The 24,501-nt window shown below is 56.7% G+C and carries 4 protein-coding genes; all 4 read left to right on the forward strand.

Annotation, left to right across the window (positions count from 1 at the left end):
• Positions 1-1,687: thioesterase domain-containing protein (locus MKX30_RS25165; RefSeq protein ID WP_341063802.1), on the forward strand; the 1,687-nt coding region annotated here is incomplete at its 5' end.
• The gene (locus MKX30_RS25170; protein WP_028542658.1) at positions 1,677-3,503 is read left to right on the forward strand and encodes an ABC transporter ATP-binding protein; all 1,827 of its coding nucleotides are present in this window, start codon (positions 1,677-1,679) and stop codon (positions 3,501-3,503) included. The genes MKX30_RS25165 and MKX30_RS25170, both read left to right, overlap by 11 nt.
• The gene (locus MKX30_RS25175) at positions 3,500-5,233 is read left to right on the forward strand and encodes an ABC transporter ATP-binding protein (RefSeq protein WP_028542659.1); all 1,734 of its coding nucleotides are present in this window, start codon (positions 3,500-3,502) and stop codon (positions 5,231-5,233) included. Before MKX30_RS25170 ends, MKX30_RS25175 begins: the two co-directional genes overlap by 4 nt.
• 230 nt (positions 5,234-5,463) lie before the next feature.
• The gene (locus MKX30_RS25180) at positions 5,464-24,225 is read left to right on the forward strand and encodes a non-ribosomal peptide synthetase (RefSeq protein WP_341063804.1); all 18,762 of its coding nucleotides are present in this window, start codon (positions 5,464-5,466) and stop codon (positions 24,223-24,225) included.
• The last annotated feature ends 276 nt before the right edge of the window (positions 24,226-24,501 follow it).

A 24,501-nucleotide genomic window follows, 5' to 3' on the forward strand; every position in this document is an offset into this window, starting at 1 on the left:
CAGTCCGCTGCTGCTCAAGGGCTTCAAAACGAAGTACCCGGAGACGAAGCTGATCAATATGTACGGCATTACCGAGACGACGGTTCACGTGACGTATAAGGAAATCACGTGGGTCGAAATGGAGGCGGCGAAGAGCAATATCGGCAAGCCGATCCCGACGCTGAGGGTGTACGTCCTGGATGAAAACCACCGCCCTGTGCCGATCGGCGTAGCGGGCGAAATGTACGTGGCCGGGGAAGGGCTTGCGAGAGGATACCTGAACCGTCCAGATCTGACGGCGGAGAAGTTCGTCGATTCCCCGTTTGCGGAGGGGGAGAAACTGTACCGCTCGGGCGACTTGGCGACTTGGCTGCCGGACGGCAACATCGAATACCTGGGACGGATCGACCACCAGGTCAAAATCCGCGGGTACCGGATCGAGCTGGACGAAATCGAGACGCAACTGCTGAAGATCGCCGCCGTGCAAGAAGCCAAGGTGCTCGACTGCGACGACGCGAACGGCCAAAAGCAGCTTGTCGCTTACTATGTCGCGGAAACGAGGCTGGCGGCGCATGAACTCAAGGAGGAGCTCGCCAAGCAGCTTCCGGGGTATATGATTCCTTCGTACCTCGTGCAGCTTTCGGGGATGCCGCTGACCCCGAACGGGAAAATCGACCGCAAAGCGCTGCCCGCGCCGGAGGAAGCCGCGGTCGGAGGAGCGGAATATGTGGCGCCGAGAACGCTGCTTGAAATGAAGATCGCCCGCGTCTGGCAGGATACGCTTGGCGTTCCGCAGGTCGGCGTAAAGGATAACTTTTTTGAGTTGGGTGGCAATTCGTTAAGTCTGATGAGGCTCGTTCAAGCCGTTTATGATGAAACGGGATTTGAGATACCGCTGAACCGCCAATTCCATAATGTAACAGTTGAAGCCATGGCTTTCGGAGAGGGGGATCTCGGCCTGGATAAAGGAGGAGACTCCTTCATTAAGCTGAATAAAGCAGGAGATCTGAACGTGTTCTGCTTCCCTCCGGGCAGCGGCTTCGGCATCGGTTATCGAGAGCTCGCAAGCAGGCTCGACGGCCGGTTCGTGCTCTACGGCATTGATTTTATCGACGATGCCGTCGATTACAAGGCCATGCTGAACCGTTATGTGGACGAGATCGTCCGCATCCAGCCGGAAGGACCTTACGTGCTGCTCGGCTACTGCTTCGGAGGCAACCTGACGTTCGAGGTAGCCAAAACGATGGAGAAAAGAGGGTATTCCGTAACGGACGTGCTCATGGTGGACTCGTGGATTAAGGACGCGCTGACGCCTTCCGAAACGTCGGAGAAAGAGCTTGAAGAAATGCTTGCTGATTTCGACGAAGAAGAGAAGGAATTAATGAGCAACCCGCTCGTGCGGGAGCGGGTTCATCGGAAGGTCAAAGCGACCTTGGCGTACGAAGCGCAGCTTATTAATTCCGGCACGATCCCGGCCCGGATTTACGAACTGATTGCGAAGGACAGCGAAGCGTTCCGCTTGAAGTACCAATTGCCTTCCTGGCGGGGGGCAACGACGCAAGCTTATGCCGATTACCGGCTGGAGGGCGCGCACGAGGAATTGCTGGAACTCGCGCGCGTGGAAGAAACGGCCGTCGTCATCCGGGACATCTTAGAGCAAGTCAAGCGGCAAATCGAAGCGGAGGCCGGGGTACTGCATGGAAGCTGACCGACAGCCGTCTGTTCTAGAACAAGGCACAGCGGCGTCTTCCAGGCGCCAAACCGCTTACGCCGCCTGGAAAGCGTTCCGCTGGCTGATGTCCTATGTAAGCCGTCACAAAGGCTGGATGATCGTCGGTATCTTGTCCGCGATTGCCGCCGCCGTTATTGAGGTATGGACGGGAAGTTTGATCGAGCAGCTGACCACCCAGGCCGAGAAGGGGGCGGGGCCAGTCGTTCTGCAAATCGTGTACACGGTCTTTGTGGTCATCTTGATCGGTGTGCCGGCGAAGTTTTTCATGAGCTTCGGCGTGGAGCGAAGCAGCGCCTCTGCGGTGCAGGATATCCGCAATCATGTCATGCGTCATATCGGCAAACTCCCGGTCTCCTATTTGGAAAAGCAGCATTCCGGCGACGTGTTGTCGCGGGTCAACAACGACCTGCAGCTCATCCAGCAGTTTATGGTTCGGGACTTCGCCCAGTGGTTTTATCATCCGCTTTTGTTCATCGGCTGTTTCGCTTATTTGATCTACCTCCAATGGGAGCTGATGTTGTACAGCCTGCTGTTATTTCCCTTAGCGCTGCTGGTTTCCCAATGGATCGGCAAGCAGTTGGAGCGGTTAACGGAGGAAGCCCAGGTGAACATGGGCCGAATGAACGTCAACCTCCAGGATACGCTTGGGGGTATGCCTATTGTAAAAAGCTATCTGCTATCCGGCATGTTATCTCGCTCCTACCAAGTGCTGCTGCAATTGACGGCTCAAAAAAAGCTGGCCGTGAAAAAGCGGGAAGCCTGGGTCAACCCGCTGCTTTCCACGCTGATGATCAGCCCGATCATTTTCGCCGTCAGTTACGGAAGCTATTTGATCTACAACGGGCAGCTAGGTGCGGGAGAGCTGATTGCCTTCCTGTACTTGCTGAATCTGTGTCTGGAGCCGCTGGAGCATATTCCCGAGCTCATCACGCGGACGTTCGAAATGTCCGGTGCCCTGAGAAGGGTCTCCGAAATCGTCGAGCAGCCGACCGAAACGGAAAATGGCCGTTCGCTTCCGAAAGCAAGCGCCGCCCCCATCGAGTTTCAGAACGTAACCTTCGGGTATGAGGAGAACTCCCCGATTCTGCGGAATGTCAGCTTCTCAGTGCCGGAAGGAAAGACGATCGGGCTTGTCGGAGCGAGCGGCGGAGGGAAGAGCACGGTGTTTAAGCTTGTATGCGGCTTTTATCCACTTCCGGAGGACCAGGGAGAAATCCGCGTGTTCGGCAGCCTGATCCACGGCGCCGATCCGGAGCAGCTTCGGTCGTATTTTTCCGTGGTAACCCAGGATTCATATTTGTTTAGCGGCACGATCGCCGAAAATATCGGCTACGGGCGGGAAGAAGCGTCGATGGACGAGATTATCGAAGCCGCCAAAGCCGCTCAGGCGCATTCCTTCATTATGCAGCTTCCTGGCGGCTATCAGACGTATGTCGGAGAGCGCGGAGGCTTTTTGTCCGGCGGGCAGCGCCAGCGCATTGCAATGGCCCGGGCTTTTCTGAAGGATGCTCCCGTTCTGCTGCTGGACGAGCCAACGTCGGCTCTTGATCCGGAGTCGGAAAGCGCGGTTCAGGAAGCGCTTAACATATTGCTGAAGCAGAGAACGACGATGGTTATTGCCCACCGGCTTTCCACAGTACAAAACGCCGACGAAATTTGGGTCATGGAACAAGGAAATATTGTGGAAAAGGGCACTCATGAACAATTGCTGGAGATGAAGGGACTGTACGCCCAGTCGTACTACCAGGAATTTACCAAGTCTGCCGAACGCAGGGAGGTGGCGTACACTTGAAAAAGGGCGGATGGCTCTCGCAAGTGAAAGAACTCTGCTACTTGCTGACGTTTATGAACGGCAAGCGCAAAACCCAGTACGCTATTGGCCTGGTCGTGACGGCGCTCTCCCAGACATTGTTCCTGATCGCCTTCAGCTTGGTCGTACAAAACTTGGTTGATTTCTCCGTGTCCCGAGATACGTCCCTGATGGTGGAAGCCTTTATTATTTTGGGCGTGTCCCTGTTCCTGGAAAATATAGTTTCTCCCTGGTTCATTTACTTATACCAGCGCAGTGTCGAGCTGACTGTGCTGAATATCCGCGAACGTCTTTATGACAAGCTGTGCCGGGTGCGGCCGAAATTTCTGGAGCAGACGCACCATGGGGACTTGCTGTCGCGAGTGAACAACGACGTAACGACCGTTGAGTTTACATTCTCGCAGGTTTACTTCGTTTTGCTGCTTCAAGTTGTCTTTTGCATCGGCTCCATTGTCTCCATGGTGTTGATCGATTGGCGTTTTGCCGGCGTATCCTTTGTCATTCTGCTGCTGTCCTCCGTGGTCAGCCTGAAATTTGCGCGGGATGTTCGCGTCTTGTCCGAACAAGGCTTGCAAACGCTCGGTAAAATGACCGAAAAATTCAAAGATTTTATGGGCGGCATTCAATTGGTGAAGCTGTTCCGCATCCGCACGATTTACGGCCAGTACGAGGCGTTGAACGAACAAATGACGCAGACGCTTCGGCAAACGGCGCAGAAGAACGGCATGCAGGCTGCGGTGAACCATTTTATCAGCTACGTCACGTTCTGCGGCATCATCGTCATCGGCAGTCTTCTTTATGCCTACGGATTGATGGGGATGGGAAGCGTCGCCGCCCTGGCGGTTCTGCAAGTGAATCTGACGCACGCCTTGTTGAACTTGGGGATGGTTCTGTCGATGATCCAAAATTCGCTCGCGGGCGCTCACCGGATTCAAGAGGTACTAAGAGAGGAAGAGGAACCGGAGCGTTTGGGATCTCCTCACAGCGAGCTCGTGTCGGAGGCTGCGGTGGAGTTTCGCGATGTGGAATTTTCCTATCAGGCGGATAAAAAGGTGCTTGTCGACATGTCCATGCAGGTGTTTCCCGGCCAGGTCGCCGCTATCGTGGGGGCCAGCGGCAGCGGCAAAAGTACGCTGATCAAGCTGCTGCTCGGCTTTTATCCTGTGGACAGCGGAGAAATCCTGCTCCAAGGCAAACCGTTCGGCCATTACACGCTGGACGAAATCCGCAGGCAGATTGCATACGTTCCGCAGGAGCCGTTCTTGTTTACCGGCACGATTGAGGAAAACATCCGCTACGGCAACCCGGATGCAACGGATGAAGAAGTGATCGAAGCGGCCAAAGCGGCGTACGCTCACCATTTCATTCAGGAACTTCCTGAACAGTATAAAACGCCGGTGGGAGAGAGAGGAGCGTCGTTGTCGGGCGGACAAAGGCAGCGAATTGCGATCGCCCGGGCGATTCTCAAAAACGCTCCGATTCTGCTGCTGGACGAAGCGACTTCCGCGCTGGATAATGAATCCCAGCATTGGGTACAGCAGGCCCTGAACGTATTGATGAAGGGGCGCACCACCATTCTGATCGCCCACCGTCTCAGCACCGTGGAACATGCGGATTTGATTACCGTCATGAACCAAGGGACGGTCGTCGAGCGGGGCCGCCATCAGGACCTGCTGGCGCTCGGGGGTTATTACGCCCGGCTGTACGGCTAGACCCGCTTTACGGCGGGCGGCTTCCTGCTTGCGAATGCGACAGAGTCTTTTAGTAATCCGAGGTATGACTTTATAACCGGTAGTTACCAGAAAACGTAGACACGAAAAAGGAGGAAGAGTCCGAAGGAGCCGTTCCGGGAATGGCCTGCGCGGTTCTTCTAAGAGTGACTAAGTGACATCTAGGTACGAAGCCTATCTATAAAGAATCTCTAAACTGGGAGTGTGTCGATGTGAGAGAGAATACTAACGAGCAATATGGATTAACGCAAGCCCAGCGCCGAATATGGTTCATGGAAATTATGAATCCGGGAACGTCCATCACGATGCTTTCCGCGACCTACCAGATTACGGGCGAGATCAACACACAGCTTCTGGAGCAAGCGGCGGCAGAGATCGTCAAAACCTATGACGTTTTCCGAATCCGCATTAGCGGGGATTTGCAAAATCCAACGCAGTGGTTCGAAGAGCCGGAGAATGTCCAAGCTAGGATAAGCCACCTCGAAATAGGTACAACCGAACAATTCTATGCTTGGGTGAAAGAAGTAAGCGAAAAACCGGCCAGCGTGTTCGACGAACACCTCTACCAATTTACGATTATCCATTTTGCGAACGGCCAAGTATGGCTCAATTTGACGGTAAATCATATTATCGCCGACGGCTTGTCCGTCAATGCTTTGCTGCATGCGGTGATGGAAAAATACCTGGAACTGCGCAAAGGCATCTCCAGCAGTTACCAGGCCCCTTCCTATCTGGATTATATTTCCGCGGAGCGTGAATATGAGCAATCGCAGCGTTATCAAAAAGGCAAGGAATACTGGCTGACGAAGTACAACACTTTGCCTGAAACGACCGGCATTAAATCGTATCCGCCATTCTCGATCGGCAGCGAATCCAATAAACTGGCCATCACTTTGGACGGTTCCCGGTATGAACGCATTCTGGCCTTTAGCGAACAATATCAGGTCAGCTTATATACGTTATTTCTGTCCGCCATGTACGCCTTATTGTACAAGCTGACCGACAGCACCGATGTTCCGGTCGGCACGGTTTTCGCCAATCGCACCAGCAAGAAGGAAAAAGAAACGATCGGCATGTTCGTCAGCACCGTGGCTACGCGGATTCGTCTGAATCCAGACAGGCACGTGCTTTCCTTGATCCAAACGGTTTCCAAGGAGAATACGGCGGATCTGAGGTATCAGAAATACCCTTATAACCAATTGATCCAGGATTTACGCGAACAACACGGCCGCAACGATCTTTCGGGGCTGTTCCGCACGTCTCTGGAATATCTGCCTTTGAAAATCGTGGAGTACGAAGAAATCAAGGTACGCCTGGAGGCTCACTTCGCTAGGCACGAGATGGACGATTTGCTGCTGCGCTTCGACCATATGCTGAATGAAGGCCATGTAATTCTCCATGCTTCCTATCGTACCGGCCTGTTCGAGACGGCCGAGATTGATCGGATTATGGAACAGTATGTAACCGTTCTGGACCAGTTTCTTCAGACTCCCGAACTGCCGGTACGCGAAATTTCTCTGCTGAGCGATGAGGAGAGACACCGCATTCTCAACGTTTTTAACCCGCCGGTGGCAGGGCTGAGCGAGGGAGAAGCGTTTCATCGGTATGTTGAAAAGTTTGCCCGGGAAATTCCGGAGCATCCGGCAGTCGTCTACATGGACAAACAGCTGACCTACGGCGAATTGAACGAACGCGCCGAGCGGCTGGCTTCTCTCCTTCGCGAACAGGGCGTGGGAAGGGAGACGATTACGGGGATCTGGGCGGAGCGTTCGGTGGAACTGCTGGTCGGGGTGCTCGCCGTTTGGAAAGCCGGCGGAGCCTATGTACCGCTGGACCCCGATTATCCGGCGGAGCGGATTGAGTACATGCTCAGCGATAGCGATGCATCGGTGCTGCTTACGCAGCGTCATCTGTTGGAGCGGGCCGGAGGTTGGTTGGCCGATGACCGACTGAAGCTTCAAGCTGTCTATGCCATGGACGATGAACAGATTTATAACGGGGATGCCTTAGCCGTGGAATTTGAATCTGCCGGCAGCGCCCTGCAAGACTTGGCTTATGTGATTTACACCTCGGGTACGACGGGACGCCCGAAAGGCGTCATGATCGAGCACGGTAGTCTCGTGAATACGGCGGATGCGTACCGTCGCGAGTACCGGTTGGATCAGTTTCCGGTGCGGCTGCTGCAGCTGGCCAGCTTCTCGTTTGACGTGTTCGTCGGAGACATCGCGCGGACGCTGTATAACGGAGGCACGATGGTGATTGTGCCGAAGGATGACCGGATTGATCCGAACCTCTTGTACGGCTGGATTCGGGACCAAAACATTACGATATTCGAATCGACGCCTGCGCTCATCCTGCCGTTCATGCAGCATATTTATGAAGAAGGGCTGGACGTTAGCTCCATGCAGTTGCTGATTACCAGCTCGGATGCTTGCAGTGTCACCGATTACCGATTGCTGCAGGAAAGATTCGGCGGACAATTCCGCATCATCAACAGCTATGGCGTTACCGAAGCGGCCATTGACAGCAGCTTTTACGGTGAGCCGCTGGATAAGCTGCCGCCGTCGGGTCATGTGCCGATCGGCAAAGCTTGGCTGAACGCCCGGTTTTACATTGTCGATGCCGCGTTAAAGCCGGTTCCTGTAGGGGTTCCGGGCGAGCTTGTCATCGGCGGCGCCGGGGTGGCGCGCGGGTACTGGAACCGTCCGGACCTAACCGCCGAGAAGTTTGCAGACAGCCCGTTTGTGCCGGGCGAACGTCTGTACCGGACAGGCGATTTGGCCCGCTGGCTGAAAGACGGCAACGTCGACTTCATCGGCCGGATCGACTATCAGGTGAAAATTCGCGGGTTCCGGATCGAACTCGGCGAAATTGAAACGACCCTGCTGCGTTTCCCGGGCGTCAAGCAGGCTGTGGTGACCGACCGTACGGATGAGCAGGGGCAAAAGTATTTGTGCGGCTACGTGGCGGCGGATGCTTCCTTGCAGCTGAGCGATCTGCTGTCCCAATTGAAGCAAGAGCTGCCGGCCCATATGGTCCCGGCCCGGCTGGTGTCTCTTGATAAGCTTCCGCTCACGCCGAACGGCAAAATTGACCGTAAAGCGCTGCCTGAACCGACCGGAGAGGTAGAAGCAGGCCGTGAGTATGTGGCTCCTCGCACAACGCTGGAAACAAGACTTGCTCTCATTTGGCAGCAGGTGCTGGGTATTGCGCGAGTTGGAGTCCAAGACGATTTCTTTGACTTGGGTGGTCATTCCTTGCGGGCCTCCACGCTTGTATCCAAGATTCGGAAAGAGCTGCAAGTCGAGGTTCCGCTGCGGGAAGTTTTCCGTTACACCACGATCGAACAGCTGGCCCAAAGAATCGGCGGTTTAAGGCAGCAGGAGACGTATGAGATTACAAAGGCGGCTGAGGCCGAGTACTATCCGGTTTCATCCGAGCAAAAGCGTCTGTACGTCCTGCGCCAGCTTGACGGGGCCGAGCGCAGCTACAATATGTCGGCGGCGCTTCTTCTCGAAGGCAAGCTGGACCGCACGCGCGTCGAGCACGCGTTCATGGCGCTGATTCAGCGCCATGAGACGCTGCGTACCGGGATCGAGCAGGTTCAAGGCGAGCTTGTCCAGCGCATCTATGACGAGGTGGAGTTTGCTGTCGATTATTTCCAGGCGAGCGAGCGGGAAGTGGACCAAGTGGTGGAAGCTTACTATTATCCGTTTGATGTGACCAAGCCGCCACTTCTCCGCATCGGCCTGATCGAAGTCGCCGAGGATCGCCACATTCTGCTGTTCGATATGCACCATATCGTCTCGGACGGCATTTCGACAGCGCTGCTCTTCGACGAGTTCAGCCGCCTGTATCGGGGCGAGGAGCTGACCCCGCTGCGCATTCAATACAAAGATTATGCCGTTTGGCAGCATTCCGAAGCTTACGGGCAGATGCTTCAGCCGCAGAAGGAGTATTGGCTGGAACAGCTGTCGGGCGAGTTGCCGGTCTTGGAGCTACCGACGGACTTCCCGCGGCCTGCGGTGCAAAGCTTTGACGGCCGAACCGTGAAGTTTTATATCGAGAAAGATCGGACGGAGAAGCTGAAAGAGCTGGCGGCACGGACAGGGACGACCCTGTACATGGTGCTGCTGTCGGCTTACACCATCCTTATGCATAAATATTCGGGTCAGGAAGATCTGATCGTAGGAACGCCGATTGCCGGAAGAACGCAGGAAGAAGTGCAGCCGATCGTAGGGATGTTTATCAACACGCTGGCCATTCGCAGCCGTCCGGAGCGTTCCAAGCCGTACCTTTCGTACCTGAAAGAAATCAAGGACATCACGCTCGGGGCTTTCGAACACCAAAATTATTTGTTCGAAGACTTGGTAGTAAGTCTTCACATTCCGCGCGCGACCGGCCGGAATCCGCTCTTTGACACGTTCTTCTCCCTACAAAATACGGAGAACGAGCAAATTGTCATCGAGGGGCTGGAGCAATCGTTTTATCCACTGGAAAACCAAACATCCAAGTTCGAGCTGCTCCTGGATATTTCGGAGCTGGACGGTCAGCTCGAATGCCGGTTGGAGTACGCTACGGCTTTGTATAAACAAGAGACCGCGGAGCGGTTCGCCAGACATTATGACAAGCTGCTCGAAACCATCGCAGCAGCGCCGGACGGGGATATTGCCTCGTTGGAAATGCTCACGGAGGAGGAAATCCGCGAGCTGGTGCGCGGTTTCAACGATTCGGAGGCGGACTACCCGCGGCAGCAGACGATTCACGGCTTGTTCGAAGAGCAGGCGGAGCTTTACCCGGACAACGTGGCCGCCGTCATGAACGAGCGGCAGCTGACCTACCGCGAGCTGAACGAGCGATCCAACCGCCTTGCGCGGAAGCTGCGGGAGACGGGAGTCGAAGCGGACCAGCTGGTAGCGATTCTGGCCGAACGCTCGCTCGATATGGTCGTCGGCATTCTGGCGATTCTCAAAGCGGGCGGAGCCTACGTGCCTGTCGATCCCGACTACCCGGAGGAGCGCATCCGCTTCATGATCGAGGATTCGGGCGCGCCGTTATTGCTGATTCAAAAGCATCTGCACGAGAAGACCGACTTCGTAGGAACGCGCCTCGAATTGGACGATTTCGTTTGGGGCGACAGAGGAGCGGACTCCGACGATGCGCTGGACGCTTCGAACCTGGAGCCGATTTCCGGGCCGGGCAACCTGGCATATGTCATCTACACGTCGGGAACGACCGGCAGACCGAAAGGAACGCTGATCGAGCATAAGAACGTCGTGCGGCTCCTGTTCAACGACAAGAACCTGTTCGACTTCGGGCCGTCCGACACGTGGACGCTGTTCCACTCGTTCTGCTTCGATTTCTCCGTCTGGGAAATGTACGGAGCGCTGCTGTACGGAGGCAAGCTGGTCATCGTACCGCCGCTGACGGCGAAAAATCCGGCCGATTTCCTGGCGCTGCTGGGCCGCGAACAGGTTACCATTTTGAACCAGACACCAACGTACTTCTACCAGCTGCTGCGTGAGGTCTTGACGGATCATCCATACGATTTGCGTATTCGCAATGTGATCTTTGGGGGCGAAGCGCTGAGTCCGCTGCTGCTCAAGGGCTTCAAGACGAAGTACCCGACGACGAAGCTAATCAATATGTACGGCATTACCGAGACGACGGTTCACGTTACATATAAGGAAATAACGTGGGTCGAAATGGAGGCGGCGAAGAGCAATATCGGCAAGCCGATCCCGACGCTGAGGGTGTACGTCCTGGATGAAAGCTGCCGCCCTGTGCCGATCGGCGTAGCGGGCGAAATGTACGTGGCCGGGGAAGGCCTTGCGAGAGGATACCTGAACCGTCCGGATCTGACGGCGGAGAAGTTCGTCGATTCCCCGTTTGCGGAGGGGGAGAAACTGTACCGCTCGGGCGACTTGGCGGCTTGGCTGCCGGACGGCAATATCGAATACCTGGGCCGAATCGATCACCAGGTCAAAATCCGCGGTTACCGGATCGAACTGGACGAAATCGAGACGCAGCTGCTGAACGTCGAGGGCGTGGAAGAAGCGGTGGTGCTTGCCCGTCAGGACGGCGGGGGCGAGAAGGCACTTGTCGCCTACTTTGTGGCGGACCGGACACTGACGGTCAGCGAAATGAGAACCTCGCTGGCCCAGGGAATGCCGGGGTACATGGTCCCGTCGTACTTCGTGCAGCTGGAGCGCATGCCGCTGACGGCCAACGGCAAAGTAGACCGCAAAGCGCTGCCGGAGCCCCAAGGCAGCTTGCAGACGGGCGTCGAATATGTAGCACCGCGTAACCGGACGGAGTCCGAGCTTGTGAAGATCTGGGAGGAAGTGCTGGGTTACTCCGGTATTGGAGTCCTGGACAATTTCTTCGAGCTCGGAGGCCACTCCTTGCGGGCGACGAACCTTGTCAGCAAGATTCAGAAGGAAATGAACGTCGAACTTCCGCTGCGCGATGTGTTCCGCTATACGACGGTAGAGTCGATGGCCGGGGCTATTGCCAGCTTGGAAGAATCGCAGCACAGCTCGATTCCGAAAGCGGAAGAGAAAGCGTACTATCCGGTTTCCTCCGCGCAAAAAAGGCTGTACGTCCTGCACCAGCTGGATAGCTTGGAGCTGAATTATAATCTCCCAAGCGCCTTGCAATTGAGAGGGGCTTTGAACGAGGCCAAAGTGGAAAAGGCGCTGACTACTTTGGTGGCCCGGCACGATATGCTGCGCACCGGATTTGAAATCGTGAATGGGGAGCCGGTTCAGCGTATTCATCCGCTTGTAGCTTTCAAGGTCGAGAAGCTTCAAGCAAGCGAAGATCAGGTTGCGGCCATTCTTGAAGGCTTCATTCAGCCTTTTGACTTGACCCAGCCGCCTTTGCTGCGCGCCCTGCTGATCGAACTGGAGAAAGAGAAATTCCTGCTCGCGCTGGATATTCATCATATTGGTTCCGACGGCCTTTCCATGGACGTGCTGCTGCGTGAATTCGTGCGGCTTTACAATGGGGAAGAATTGCCGGAGCTGCGGATTCAATACAAGGATTACGCCGTTTGGCAGCAATCCGAGGAGCAACGGCAGCGCATCAAACGGCAGGAGGAATACTGGCGCGGGGTATTCAGCTCCGAGCTTCCGGTTCTTGAGCTGCCTCTCGACTTCTCCCGCCCGGCCGTCCAGCAGTTTGACGGTCAAACGCTCACGTTTACGCTGGATGCGGAGAAAAGCGAAGCTCTCAAACGGCTTGCCAGCGATTCGGGAGCGACGCTGTACATGCTTCTGCTGGCTGCGTACTCCGTATTGCTTCATAAATACGCGGGACAGGAAGATATAGTGGTCGGCACTCCGATTGCCGCCCGTTCTCACGCCGACCTGCAGCCGATTATCGGCATGTTCGTCAATACGCTGGCCCTTCGCTTGGGTCCGGCGGCGGAGCGGACGTTCCTGGATTACTTGCAGGAAGTGAAGGAAACGACGCTTGGAGCCTACGAGCACCAGGACTATCCGTTCGAGGAGCTGGTGGAAGCTCTTCAGGTGAGCCGGGATTTAAGCCGGAATCCTCTGTTTGACACCATGTTTTCTTTGCAAAAGCACGAAAGCTTGGATTTAACCCTGGAAGGCTTGCAATGGTCGCTGTTCGACATCGAGGAAAAGACGGCAAAGTTTGATCTTAGCTTTGATATCGTGGAAGCCGATAACGAGCTGGTTTGCAAGATCGAGTACGCTACCTCGTTGTTTAGACAGGAAACGATGGTACGGCTGGCGGGTCATTACGAGCAGCTTTTGGCGTCGATCCTGGCTCAGCCGGGTGCACGGATTTCGGATTTGGATATCTTGACGGACAGCGAAAAGCATGATTTGCTGGTCGGGTTTGACGTGTCGTCTTCGGCTCTTGCGAAGCAACCCGCCGCAGAGGGTACAGGTTTGGAAGCGGATGAGTCGTGGAGAGAGAGAACGTTCCACGAGCTGTTCGAGGAGCAGGCGGAGCGCACTCCGGGAGCGCTGGCGGTTGTCTACGAAGACAGCAAGCTGACGTATGCGGAGCTGAACGCCAAAGCGAATCGTCTGGCGTATGCACTGCGGGCGCGCGGGGTGAAGCCGGAGCAGGTGGTCGGCATTCTGGCCGGCCGTTCGGCGGAGCTGTTGATCGGGGTGCTCGCCGTATGGAAAGCGGGCGGCGCTTATGTGCCGCTCGACCCGGACTATCCGGCGGAGCGGATCGAGTATATGCTCGCGGACAGCGGGGCGTCGGTGCTGCTCACGCAGACCCGCCTGCTGGAGCAGGCGGAAGCTTGGCGCCGCGACGGAGCTCTAGTGCTGCAAACGGTGCTTGCGCTTGACGACGCCGCGACGTACAGCCTCGGAGCGGCGGAAGCGGCTGTGGGCGAAGCAGGCGCAGAGGCGGAGGCTTTGGCGCAAGCGGAAACGGCTGCTGCCGAAACGTCCGCCACGGCAGAAGCCGAGAAGAACGTACTAGCGGCGGATCTCGCATCGAATCCGGCGAATGTGAACAAGCCGCGCGATTTGGCTTACGTCATCTACACCTCCGGTACGACGGGCCGTCCAAAGGGCGTGGCGGTGGAAAACCGCAGCCTGGTGAACACGGCGGCGGGCTACCGGCGGGACTACCGCCTGGATCAGTTCCCGATCCGGCTGCTGCAGCTCGCCAGCTTCTCGTTCGACGTGTTCGTCGGCGACATTGCGCGGACGCTGTACAACGGCGGCACCATGGTCATCGTGCCGAAGGACGACCGGATTGATCCAACCCGCCTCTACGGCTGGATTCGCGACTACGCCGTGACGGTGTTCGAATCGACGCCAGCGCTGATCGTGCCGTTCATGGAGCATGTGCATGCCGAGGGTCTGGACCTCAGCTCGATGCAGCTGCTGATCACAAGCTCGGATGCGTGCAGCGTAGCGGATTACCGCACCTTGCAGGAGCGCTTCGGCTCGCAGTTCCGTATTATTAACAGCTACGGCGTAACGGAAGCGGCGATTGACTCCAGCTTCTATGACGAGCCGCTGGAGAAGCTGCCGAAGACGGGCAGCGTGCCGATTGGGAAAGCGTGGCTGAACGCCAAGTTCTACATCGTGGATGCGAATCTGAAGCCGGTGCCGATCGGGGTGTTGGGCGAGCTGGTTATCGGCGGAGCGGGTGTGGCCCGCGGTTACTTGAACCGCCCGGATTTGACGGCGGAGAAATTCGTAGACAGCCCGTTCGCCGCTGGGGAGCGGCTGTACCGGACGGGTGACCTGGCGCGCTGGATGCCGGACGGCAACGTGGACTTCATCGGCCGGATCGACAACCAGGTGAAAATTCGCGGCTATCGGATCGAGCTTGGTGAAATTGAAGCGGCCATGAAAAATGTTGCCGGCGTGCGTCAAGCGCTTGTCATCGACCGGACGGACGAGCGGGGGCAGAAATATTTGTGCGGGTATGTCGTAGCGGATTCCAGCTTCGATCTGGAAGGGCTTGTGGCCCATCTGGACGCCGCGCTGCCTTCCCATATGGTGCCTTCGCGCATCATGCGCCTGGATCAAATGCCGCTTACGCCGAACGGGAAGATCGACCGTAAAGCGCTGCCTGTGCCGGAAGGAAGCATTCGTGCCGAGGCTGCATACACGGCGCCTCGTACTCCTGCCGAGCAAGCACTTGCATCGGTCTGGCAGTCGGTGCTGGGCGTGGATCAGGTCGGCACGATGGACAATTTCTTTGCGCTCGGCGGCGATTCGATCAAGGCCTTGCAGGTATCGTCCCGTCTTTTGCAAACGGGGTACAAGCTGGTCATGAAAGATTTGTTCCATTACCCGACGATTTCCGCCCTTAGTTTGCAGCTGCAAACGGCGGAGAGAACGGCAAGCCAGGCCGAAGTGACGGGAGAGGTCATCTTGACCCCGATTCAGCGCTGGTTCTTTGAACAAAATCCGGCCGACGTGCATCACAGCAACCAGGCGTTCATGCAGTTCTCCAAGCAAGGCTTTGACGAAGAAGCTTTACGCCAAGCGGTGCGTCAGCTTGTCGTGCATCACGATGCTCTCCGTACGGTTTACCGCCAAACCGAGAACGGCTATACCGCCTGGAACCGCGGCGCCGGGGAGAACGAAGCGCTGTTCGATCTGGAAGTTGTCGATTTCAAGGGAGTCGGCGACGTGAAAGAAGCGGTAGAGGCTAAGGCGAATGACATTCAAGCGAGCATCGATCTGGAAAACGGTCCGCTGGTGAAGCTCGGCTTGTTCCGCTGCGACGACGGCGACCACCTGCTCATCGCGATCCATCACTTGGTCGTAGACGGCGTATCCTGGCGGATTCTGCTTGAGGATTTTGCTGCCGGCTATGAGCAGGCGCTGCAAGGGCAGCCGATCCGTCTGCCGCTCAAAACGGATTCATTCCAAACGTGGGCGAAACAGCTCGCTGATTATGCGAACGGTCCGGCGATGGAAAGCGAGAGAGAGTATTGGCAGCATATCGAGCAATTGACCTATGAGCCGCTTCCGAAAGATTTTGAACAAGGCAGATCCAAGCTGAAGGACAGCGGGCTCGTGACCGTTCGCTGGACGGCGGAGGAAACCGAACAGCTGCTGAAGCAGGCACACCGTGCTTACCATACGGAAATGAACGATTTGCTGCTTGCCGCGCTTGGCCTCGCGGTACAAGCTTGGAGCGGCCGGGAACGCGTGCTGGTGAATCTCGAAGGCCACGGCCGGGAAGATATTTTGCCGGATGTGGACATTACGCGCACGGTAGGCTGGTTTACAAGCCAATTCCCTGTCGTTCTGGAGCCGGGTCACGCCCAGGCGCTCGGTCATCAGGTGAAACAGGTTAAAGAAAGCTTGCGCCGCATTCCGAACAAAGGAATCGGCTACGGCATCCTGCGTTATTTGTCGGCGCCGCGTGACGGAGAGCGCTTCGCTTTGGAGCCGGAGATCAGCTTTAACTATTTGGGTCAGTTCGACCAGGATTATGAAAGCAGCGGCTCGAGGCCGTCTCCGTTCAGCCCGGGCTCCGATTCAAGCCCGAATGCAGTGATGGATTATGTCCTCGATATCAACGGTATGGTGTCGGAAGGAGTACAGGAACTCACGATCCGTTATGGGGAAACCCAGTATAAACGGGAAACGGTAGAGCGCCTGGGCACCCTGCTTCATTCGAGCTTGCGTGAAGTCATCAGCCATTGCGTATCGAAAGAGCGGCCGGAGCTTACGCCTAGCGACGTACTGCTTCAAGATGTGACGTTGGAGGAACTGGAGCGGCTGACCGAACATACGGCGGCGCTCGGCGAACTGGAGAATGTATACACCCTGACTCCGCTGCAAAAAGGGATGTTGTTCCACAGCCTGCTGGATGCCGATTCGGAAGCTTACTTCGAACAGGTGACCTTCGATCTGTACGGAAGCCTGAATGTCGAAGCCTTCACCCAAGGATTGGATACGCTGGTGCAGCGGAATGAGGCGCTGCGGACCAACTTTATTACCGGCTGGAGAGACGAGCCGATTCAAGTGGTATTCCGTGAGCGGAAGTGTGAAGTGTACTTCGAAGATATTCGCTCAGTAAGCGATGATGACCCGGAGAAGATGATAGCCGATTTCGTCAGCGCGGATAAAGCGAACAAGTTCGATTTGGCCCGAGGCTCTCTTATGCGCGTGACAGTTTTGCGCACGGGCGACGAGTCCTACCATGTGATCTGGAGTCACCATCACATTTTGATGGACGGCTGGTGCATGTCCTTTATGATCAAGGAAGTGTTCGACACCTACTTCGCGTTCCAGGAGAAGCGGACGCTGGAGCTTCCTCCGGTTACCTCGTACTCCCGGTATATCGAATGGCTGGAAGCTCAAGATGCCGCGAAAGCTTCGCGTTACTGGTCCGAGTATTTGGCGGGTTACGATCAGCAGACCAAGCTGCCCCAGGAGAAAACGCAGCTGAAGCAGGGCGCTTTTGAAGCGGCTGAAATCGATGTGGAACTCAGCAAGGAACTGACCGGGCAAATCGAGCGGGTGGCGCGCCAGCAGCAGGTGACGCTCAATACGTTCATGCAGACCGTATGGGGACTGGTTCTGCAGGTATACAACAACAGCGAGGATGTCGTATTCGGCTCCGTCGTATCCGGGCGTCCGGCGGAAATTCCGGGCATCGAAAGCATGATCGGCCTGTTTATTAATACGATCCCGGTCCGTATTCAAGGCAAAGCCGAGGAGACGGTAGCCGATATCTTGAGAAAAACCCAGGATCAAGCGCTGGCATCGGGAGCTTACGAAACGTTCCCGCTGTTCGAAATTCAGTCGCTGAGCGAGCAAAAGCGCGATTTGATCAACCATATCATGGTCTTCGAAAATTATCCGATGGAAGAACAGATTGAGCAGGTCGTCGGCGGAGACAAAGAAGCGCTGAAAATCGCTAATATCCAGTCGCCGGAGCAAACGAACTACGACCTGGACATTACCGTCATTCCGGAAGAGCATATTTTGCTGCGGTTTACGTACAATGCGCTGACGTTCAGAGAGGAAGACATCAGGCTGATCCACGGTCATTTTGCCCGGGCACTGGAGAAGGTTGCGGCTAACCCAAACATCCGCGTGAATCAGTTGGAGCTTTTGACGGCGGCGGAAAAAGAGCAAATTCTTGGCGCGTTTAACCCGGCGCAGCCGGAAGCGGCTCCTGCGTCGGCGTTCCACCGGCTGTTCGAGGAACAGGCGGAACGCACGCCGGAAGCGGCAGCTGTCGTGTACGAGAACGACCGGCTGACGTATGCGGAGCTGAACGAGCGGGCGAATCGCTTGGCGGCTACGCTGCGCGCAAGCGGCATCGGCCGGGAGACGATCGTCGGCATTCTCGCCGAGCGTTCGGTGGACTTGCTGGTGGCCGTGCTGGCCGTCTGGAAAGCGGGCGGGGCGTATGTGCCGCTCGACCCGGATTACCCGGCGGAGCGCGTGCGGTTCATGCTCGAAGACAGCGGAGCGAAGGTGCTGCTGACGCAAACGCCGCTGCGAGAGCGCGCCGAAGCCTGGCTCGGCGAAGAGGAGCTGGCGCTGGCGGCGGTGCTGTACCTCGACGACGAAACTTCGTACAGCGAGGAGGGGACGAATGCCGACAGCTTCCATGAAGCCCGTCCAGAGGACCTGGCGTACGTGATCTATACGTCGGGAACGACGGGCAAGCCGAAGGGCGTGATGATCGAGCACCGCAGCCTGGTGAACACGGCGGCGGGCTACCGGCGGGAATACCGGTTGGATCAGTTCCCGGTGCGGCTGCTGCAGCTGGCAAGCTTCTCGTTCGACGTGTTCGTGGGAGATATCGCGCGGACGCTGTACAACGGAGGCACGATGGTGATTGTGCCGAAGGACGATCGGATCGATCCGTCTCGTCTGCACCACTGGATGGAGCGGGAGCGGGTCACCATCTTCGAATCGACGCCGGCGCTGATCGTGCCGTTCCTGGAGTACGTGCACGAGCAGCGGCTGGATATGAGCTGGATGGAGCTGTTAATCACGAGCTCGGACAGCTGCAGCGTGGCGGATTACCGGACCTTGCAGGAACGCTTCGGCTCGTTGTTCCGGATCATCAACGCCTACGGCGTGACGGAAGCGGCGATCGACTCAAGCTTCTACGACGAGCCGCTGACGAAGCTGCCGCAGACAGGCCATGTGCCGATCGGCAAAGCGTGGCTGAATGCGAAATTCTACATCGTGGATGCGCATCTGAATCCGGTGCCGGTCGGGGTGCTGGGCGAGCTGGTCATCGGCGGAGTCGGGGTAGCGCGCGGGTACTTGAACCGTCCGGAGCTGACGGAAGAGAAGTTCGTAGACAGCCCATTCGCCGCGGGCGAGCGGCTGTACCGCACGGGAGACTTGGCGCGGTGGATGGAGGACGGGAACGTGGACTTCATCGGCCGGATCGACAACCAGGCGAAAATCCGGGGGTACCGGATTGAGACGGGCGAAGTCGAAGCGAAGCTACTGAGTGTAGGTGGCGTAAAGGAAGCGGTCGTCGTCGTCAGGGAAGATCAAGAAGGTCAGAAAGCTTTGTGCACTTATTATACAGCGGAAGAAGGCTTGACGGCGGCGGACCTGAAGCGGGCGATTGCCAGCGAGCTGCCGGGGTACATGATCCCGTCGTACTTCGTGGAGCTGGAGCGCCTGCCTCTGACGCCGAACGGAAAGATCGACCGGAAGGCGCTGCCGGCACCGGAAGGGGGAGCAGGCGGAGGCCGCGAATACGTGGCGCCGCGCACCGAACTTGAGGAGAAGCTGGCCGCCATTTGGCACGATGTGCTTGTTCGGGAGAAGGCGGTAGGCGTAACGGACAACTTCTTCGACCTCGGCGGACACTCCCTGCGGGCGACGACGCTTGTCAGCAAAATGCATAAGGAGCTAGGCGTTGAATTCCCGCTTCGCGACGTATTCCGCTATTCGACGGTTGAGGAAATGGCCGCGGCTATGGAGCGGCTGGAGATCGGCTCGTTCACGGCTATTCCGGCTGCGGAACCTAGCGAGTATTATCCGCTCTCTTCCGCTCAGAAACGTCTCTATATCTTGAACCAGCTGGAAGGAGCCGAGCTGAGCTACAACATACCGGGAGCTATGCTGCTCGAAGGGGAGCTCGACCGGCAGCGGTTTGAAGAAGCGTTCCGCGGGCTCGTAGCTCGTCATGAAACGCTACGTACCGGCTTTGAGATGGTAAAAGGCGAAGCGGTTCAGCGGATTTACGAAGAAGCCGCCTTCCAGGTGGAATATGTGCAGATCAGCGGGGAGCAGGCGGAAGAAACGGTGCGCCAATTCGTTCGTCCGTTTGATCTAGCGAAGCCGCCACTTCTGCGGGTAGGCCTTGCCGAACTGGCGCCGGACCGGCACATTCTAATGTTCGATACGCATCATATCGTATCTGACGGCGTTTCGATTGACGTACTGATCGAAGAGTTCGTCCGCTTGTACAGCGGGGAGCAGTTGGAGCCGCTCCGCATTCAGTACAAAGATTATGCGGTATGGCAGCAATCGGACGTGCAGAAAGCTCAGCTTGCCAAGCAGGAAGCCTACTGGCTCGATATGTTCCGCGGAGAGCTGCCGGTTTTGGAATTGTCGACGGACTATCCGCGCCCGGCTATGCAGAGCTACGAGGGCCGCACGCTGCAATTGTTTATGCATAGCGAGAAAAGCGAGGGTCTGAAACGGCTTGCAGCCGAGAACGGCGCAACGCTTTACATGGTTCTGCTTGCTGGTTATACAATATTATTGCATAAATATACAGGGAAAGAAGACGTGGTGGTCGGTACGCCGATTGCGGGAAGAAATCACAGCGACGTTCAGCCGCTGATCGGGATGTTCGTCAATACCCTGGCCATCCGCAGTTATCCGGCTGCCAGTAAGACGTTCCTTGACTACTTGAAGGAAATCAAGGAGACGACGCTGGGCGCTTTTGAACATCAGAATTATCCGTTTGAGGAACTGGTGGATAAGGTGAACGTGGCTCGTGATTTACGCCGCAATCCGCTGTTCGATACGATGTTTGCTTTGCAGAATACAGAGAATTTGGAAATCCAGCTTCCCGGACTCCATTTGTCGACGTATGCCAGCGAAGAAATTGTTTCTAAATTCGATCTCAGCTTGGACGTCACGGAGATCGAGGAAGGCTTGGAATATCTGTTTGAATACGCCACTGCTCTTTATAAAACCGAAACGGTGGAGAAATTGGCCGCTCACTACTTGCAGCTGCTTGAATCCATTCTCCGCAACCCATCGGCGACTATTGCCGAGCTGGGCATTTTGACATCGGCGGAAAAAGAGCAAATTCTCGGCGCGTTTAACCCGGCGCAGCCGGAGGCGGCTCCTGCGGCCGCGTTCCACCGGCTGTTTGAGGAACAGGCGGAGTGCACGCCGGAAGAGGCGGCCGTCGTGTACGAGAATGACCGGCTGACCTATGCGGAGCTGAACGAGCGGGCGAACCGCTTGGCGGCTACGCTGCGCGCAAGCGGCATCGGCCGGGAGACGATCGTCGGCATTCTCGCCGAGCGTTCGGTGAACTTGCTGGTGGCCGTGCTGGCCGTCTGGAAAGCGGGCGGGGCGTATGTACCGCTCGACCCGGATTATCCGGCGGACCGCGTGCGGTTCATGCTTGAAGACAGCGGAGCGAAGGTGCTGCTGACGCAAACGCTGCTGCGAGAGCGTGCCGAAGCCTGGCTCGGCGAAGAGGAGCTGGCGCTGGCGGCGGTGCTGTACCTGGACGACGAAGCGTCGTACAGCGAGGAGCGGGCGAATGCCGACAGCTTCCATGAAGCCCGTCCGGAGGATCTGGCGTACGTGATCTATACGTCGGGAACGACGGGCAAGCCGAAGGGCGTGATGATCGAGCACCGCAGCCTGGTGAACACGGCGGCGGGTTACCGGCGGGAATACCGGTTGGATCAGTTCCCGGTGCGGCTGCTGCAGCTCGCAAGCTTCTCGTTCGACGTGTTCGTGGGAGATATCGCGCGGACGCTGTACAACGGAGGCACGATGGTGATTGTGCCGAAGGACGACCGGATCGATCCGTCTCGTCTGCACCACTGGATGGAGCGGGAGCGGATCACCATCTTCGAATCGACGCCAGCGCTGATCGTGCCGTTCCTGGAGTACGTGCACGAGCAGCGGCTGGATATGAGCTGGATGGAGCTGTTGATCACGAGCTCGGACAGCTGCAGCGTGGCGGATTACCGGACCTTGCAGGAACGCTTCGGCTCGTTGTTCCGGATCATCAACGCCTACGGCGTGACGGAAGCGGCGATCGACTCAAGCTTCTACGACGAGCCGCTGACGAAGCTGCCGCAGACAGGCCATGTGCCGATCGGCAAAGCGTGGCTGAATGCGAAATTCTACATCGTGGATGCGCATCTGAATCCGGTGCCGGTCGGGGTGCTGGGCGAGCTGGTCATCGGCGGAGTCGGAGTGGCGCGCGGGTACTTGAACCGTCCGGAGCTGACAGAAGAGAAGTTCGTAGACAGCCCGTTCGACGCGGGCGAGCGGCTGTACCGCACGGGAGACTTGGCGCGGTGGATGGAAGACGGCAACGTGGACTTCATCGGCCGGATCGACAACCAGGCGAAAATCCGGGGCTACCGGATCGAGACGGGCGAGATCGAGTCGCAGCTGCTGCGGGTGGAAGGCGTGCGCGAAGCGGTGGTGCTGGTTCGAAGTGACGCGAACGGGCAGAAAGCGCTGTGCGCGTACTACACAACGGATGGCGAACTGACGGCGGCAGACCTGAAACGGGCGATCTCCAGCGAGCTGCCGGGTTACATGATCCCGTCGTACTTCGTCGAGCTGGAGCGCCTGCCTCTGACGCCGAACGGGAAAATCGACCGGAAGGCGCTGCCGGCGCCGGAAGGGGGAGCAAGCGCAGGCCGCGAATACGTGGCACCGCGCACCGAACTGGAGGCGAAACTGGTCGCCATCTGGCAGGACGTGCTCGGGCCGGTCACGATTGGCGTGACGGACAACTTCTTCGACCTCGGCGGGCACTCCCTGCGGGCGACGACGCTGGTCAGCAAGGTGCACAAGGAGCTGAGCGTGGACCTGCCGCTGCGCGATGTGTTCCGGCACTCGACCATCGAAGCGATGGCCGAAGCGATCAGCCAATTGGAGCGGCAGGAACACCTCTCCATTCCAGTTCTGGATAAGAGGGATTACTATCCGCTTTCCTCCGTGCAAAAACGGCTGTACATCCAGCAGCAGATGGAAGGCGCCGAGCTTAGCTACAACATGTCCGGCATGACGGTTCTCGTCGGGCGTTTGGAACGGAATCAATTCGAGGCGGCGCTCAAAGGATTGATAGCTCGTCACGAAATTTTGCGAACCGGCTTCGAAATGGTCGACGGCGAACCGGTACAACGGATTTATCCGGACTTGAAGTTTGCCGTCGAGTATACGAAAGCGACGGAAAGTGAAACGAAGAGCATCGTAGACGGCTTTGTACGCGTCTTTGATTTGGAGCGGCCGCCGCTGCTGCGTGTGGGCTTAGTCGAATGGGAAGCGGAACGGCATCTGCTCATGCTGGACATTCATCATATCGTCACGGATGGCATGTCGATGGGCATCTTCGTCGAAGAGCTGCTGCGCCTGTATAACGGCGAGACTCTGGAACCGCTTCGGATTCAATACAAGGAATTCGCCGCTTGGCAGCAGTCCGAACCTGTAAAAGAGCGGCTGAAACGTCAGGAAGCCTACTGGCTGGACGTGCTGGAAGGCGAACTGCCGACGCTTGAACTGCCTACGGACTTTGTCAGACCTGCCGCTCGCAGCTTTGAGGGAGATGTGCTGCCTTTCAGCATCGACAAGCAGATGACCGACAGCTTGCAGCGCATCGCCGATGAGAACGGTACCACCCTTTATATGGTGTTATTGGCGGCCTATTCAATCCTGCTCAGCAAGTACTCGGGACAAGAAGACTTCATTGTAGGCACGCCGGTTTCGGGCCGCACACATGCCGACCTGGAGCCGCTCATCGGAATGTTTGTCAACACTTTGGCGATTCGCCATTATCCGTCCGGGGAGAAGACGTTCCTCGCTTACTTGAACGAAGTCAAAGAAACGATGCTGGGGGCCTACGACCACCAGGATTATCCGTTCGAGGAGCTTGTGAAAAAGCTGCAGGCGCCGCGAGATCAAAGCCGCAATCCTGTATTCGATGTCATGTTTGCTCTAGAAACCAAGGAAGATAACGTTCAAAGCTTCGGGGATATCAAGATCGAATCTTATCCGGAAACTCATACGGTTTCCCAATTTGATCTTACCTTGGTCATTTCGTTGCTGGATGAGGGAATGAACGGGCAGTTTGAATATGCCACCAAGTTGTTTACGCTCAATCTGATCGACAATTTCGCTCAGGACCTGCTCGTGATCATCACCCAAATTTGCGAACAGCCTTCGGTGCTGTTGAAGGATATTTCCCTGAACGGGCAATCCGAACAGGAGCAAGATGTGCTAGAGGCCATTGATATTATTTTCTAATCCCTTACCCGGCTTGGGTGTATGCCGTATTTCTCTCGGTACGCATCCTGCCGGGTGTTTTTTTCCAAATGAAAGGGAAAAATCCACCACAGGAATCTGACGTCAAGTGCCGCTGAGTAACTATTTCAATTTATTGGAAAATCGACAAAACACAACAGACTACCATCCAAATCTGCTTGGTAGTTTTTTTTTTTGTAAAAGGGGTCGAATAAGCTGAATTGAGATTTTTAAGACTCTCTTTATATCCTGCATTTCCTGCATAAATCCCATTTAGAT

Origin of the sequence: Paenibacillus sp. FSL P2-0173 (assembly GCF_038008045.1) — a bacterium.
Classification (GTDB): domain Bacteria; phylum Bacillota; class Bacilli; order Paenibacillales; family Paenibacillaceae; genus Paenibacillus; species Paenibacillus polymyxa_B.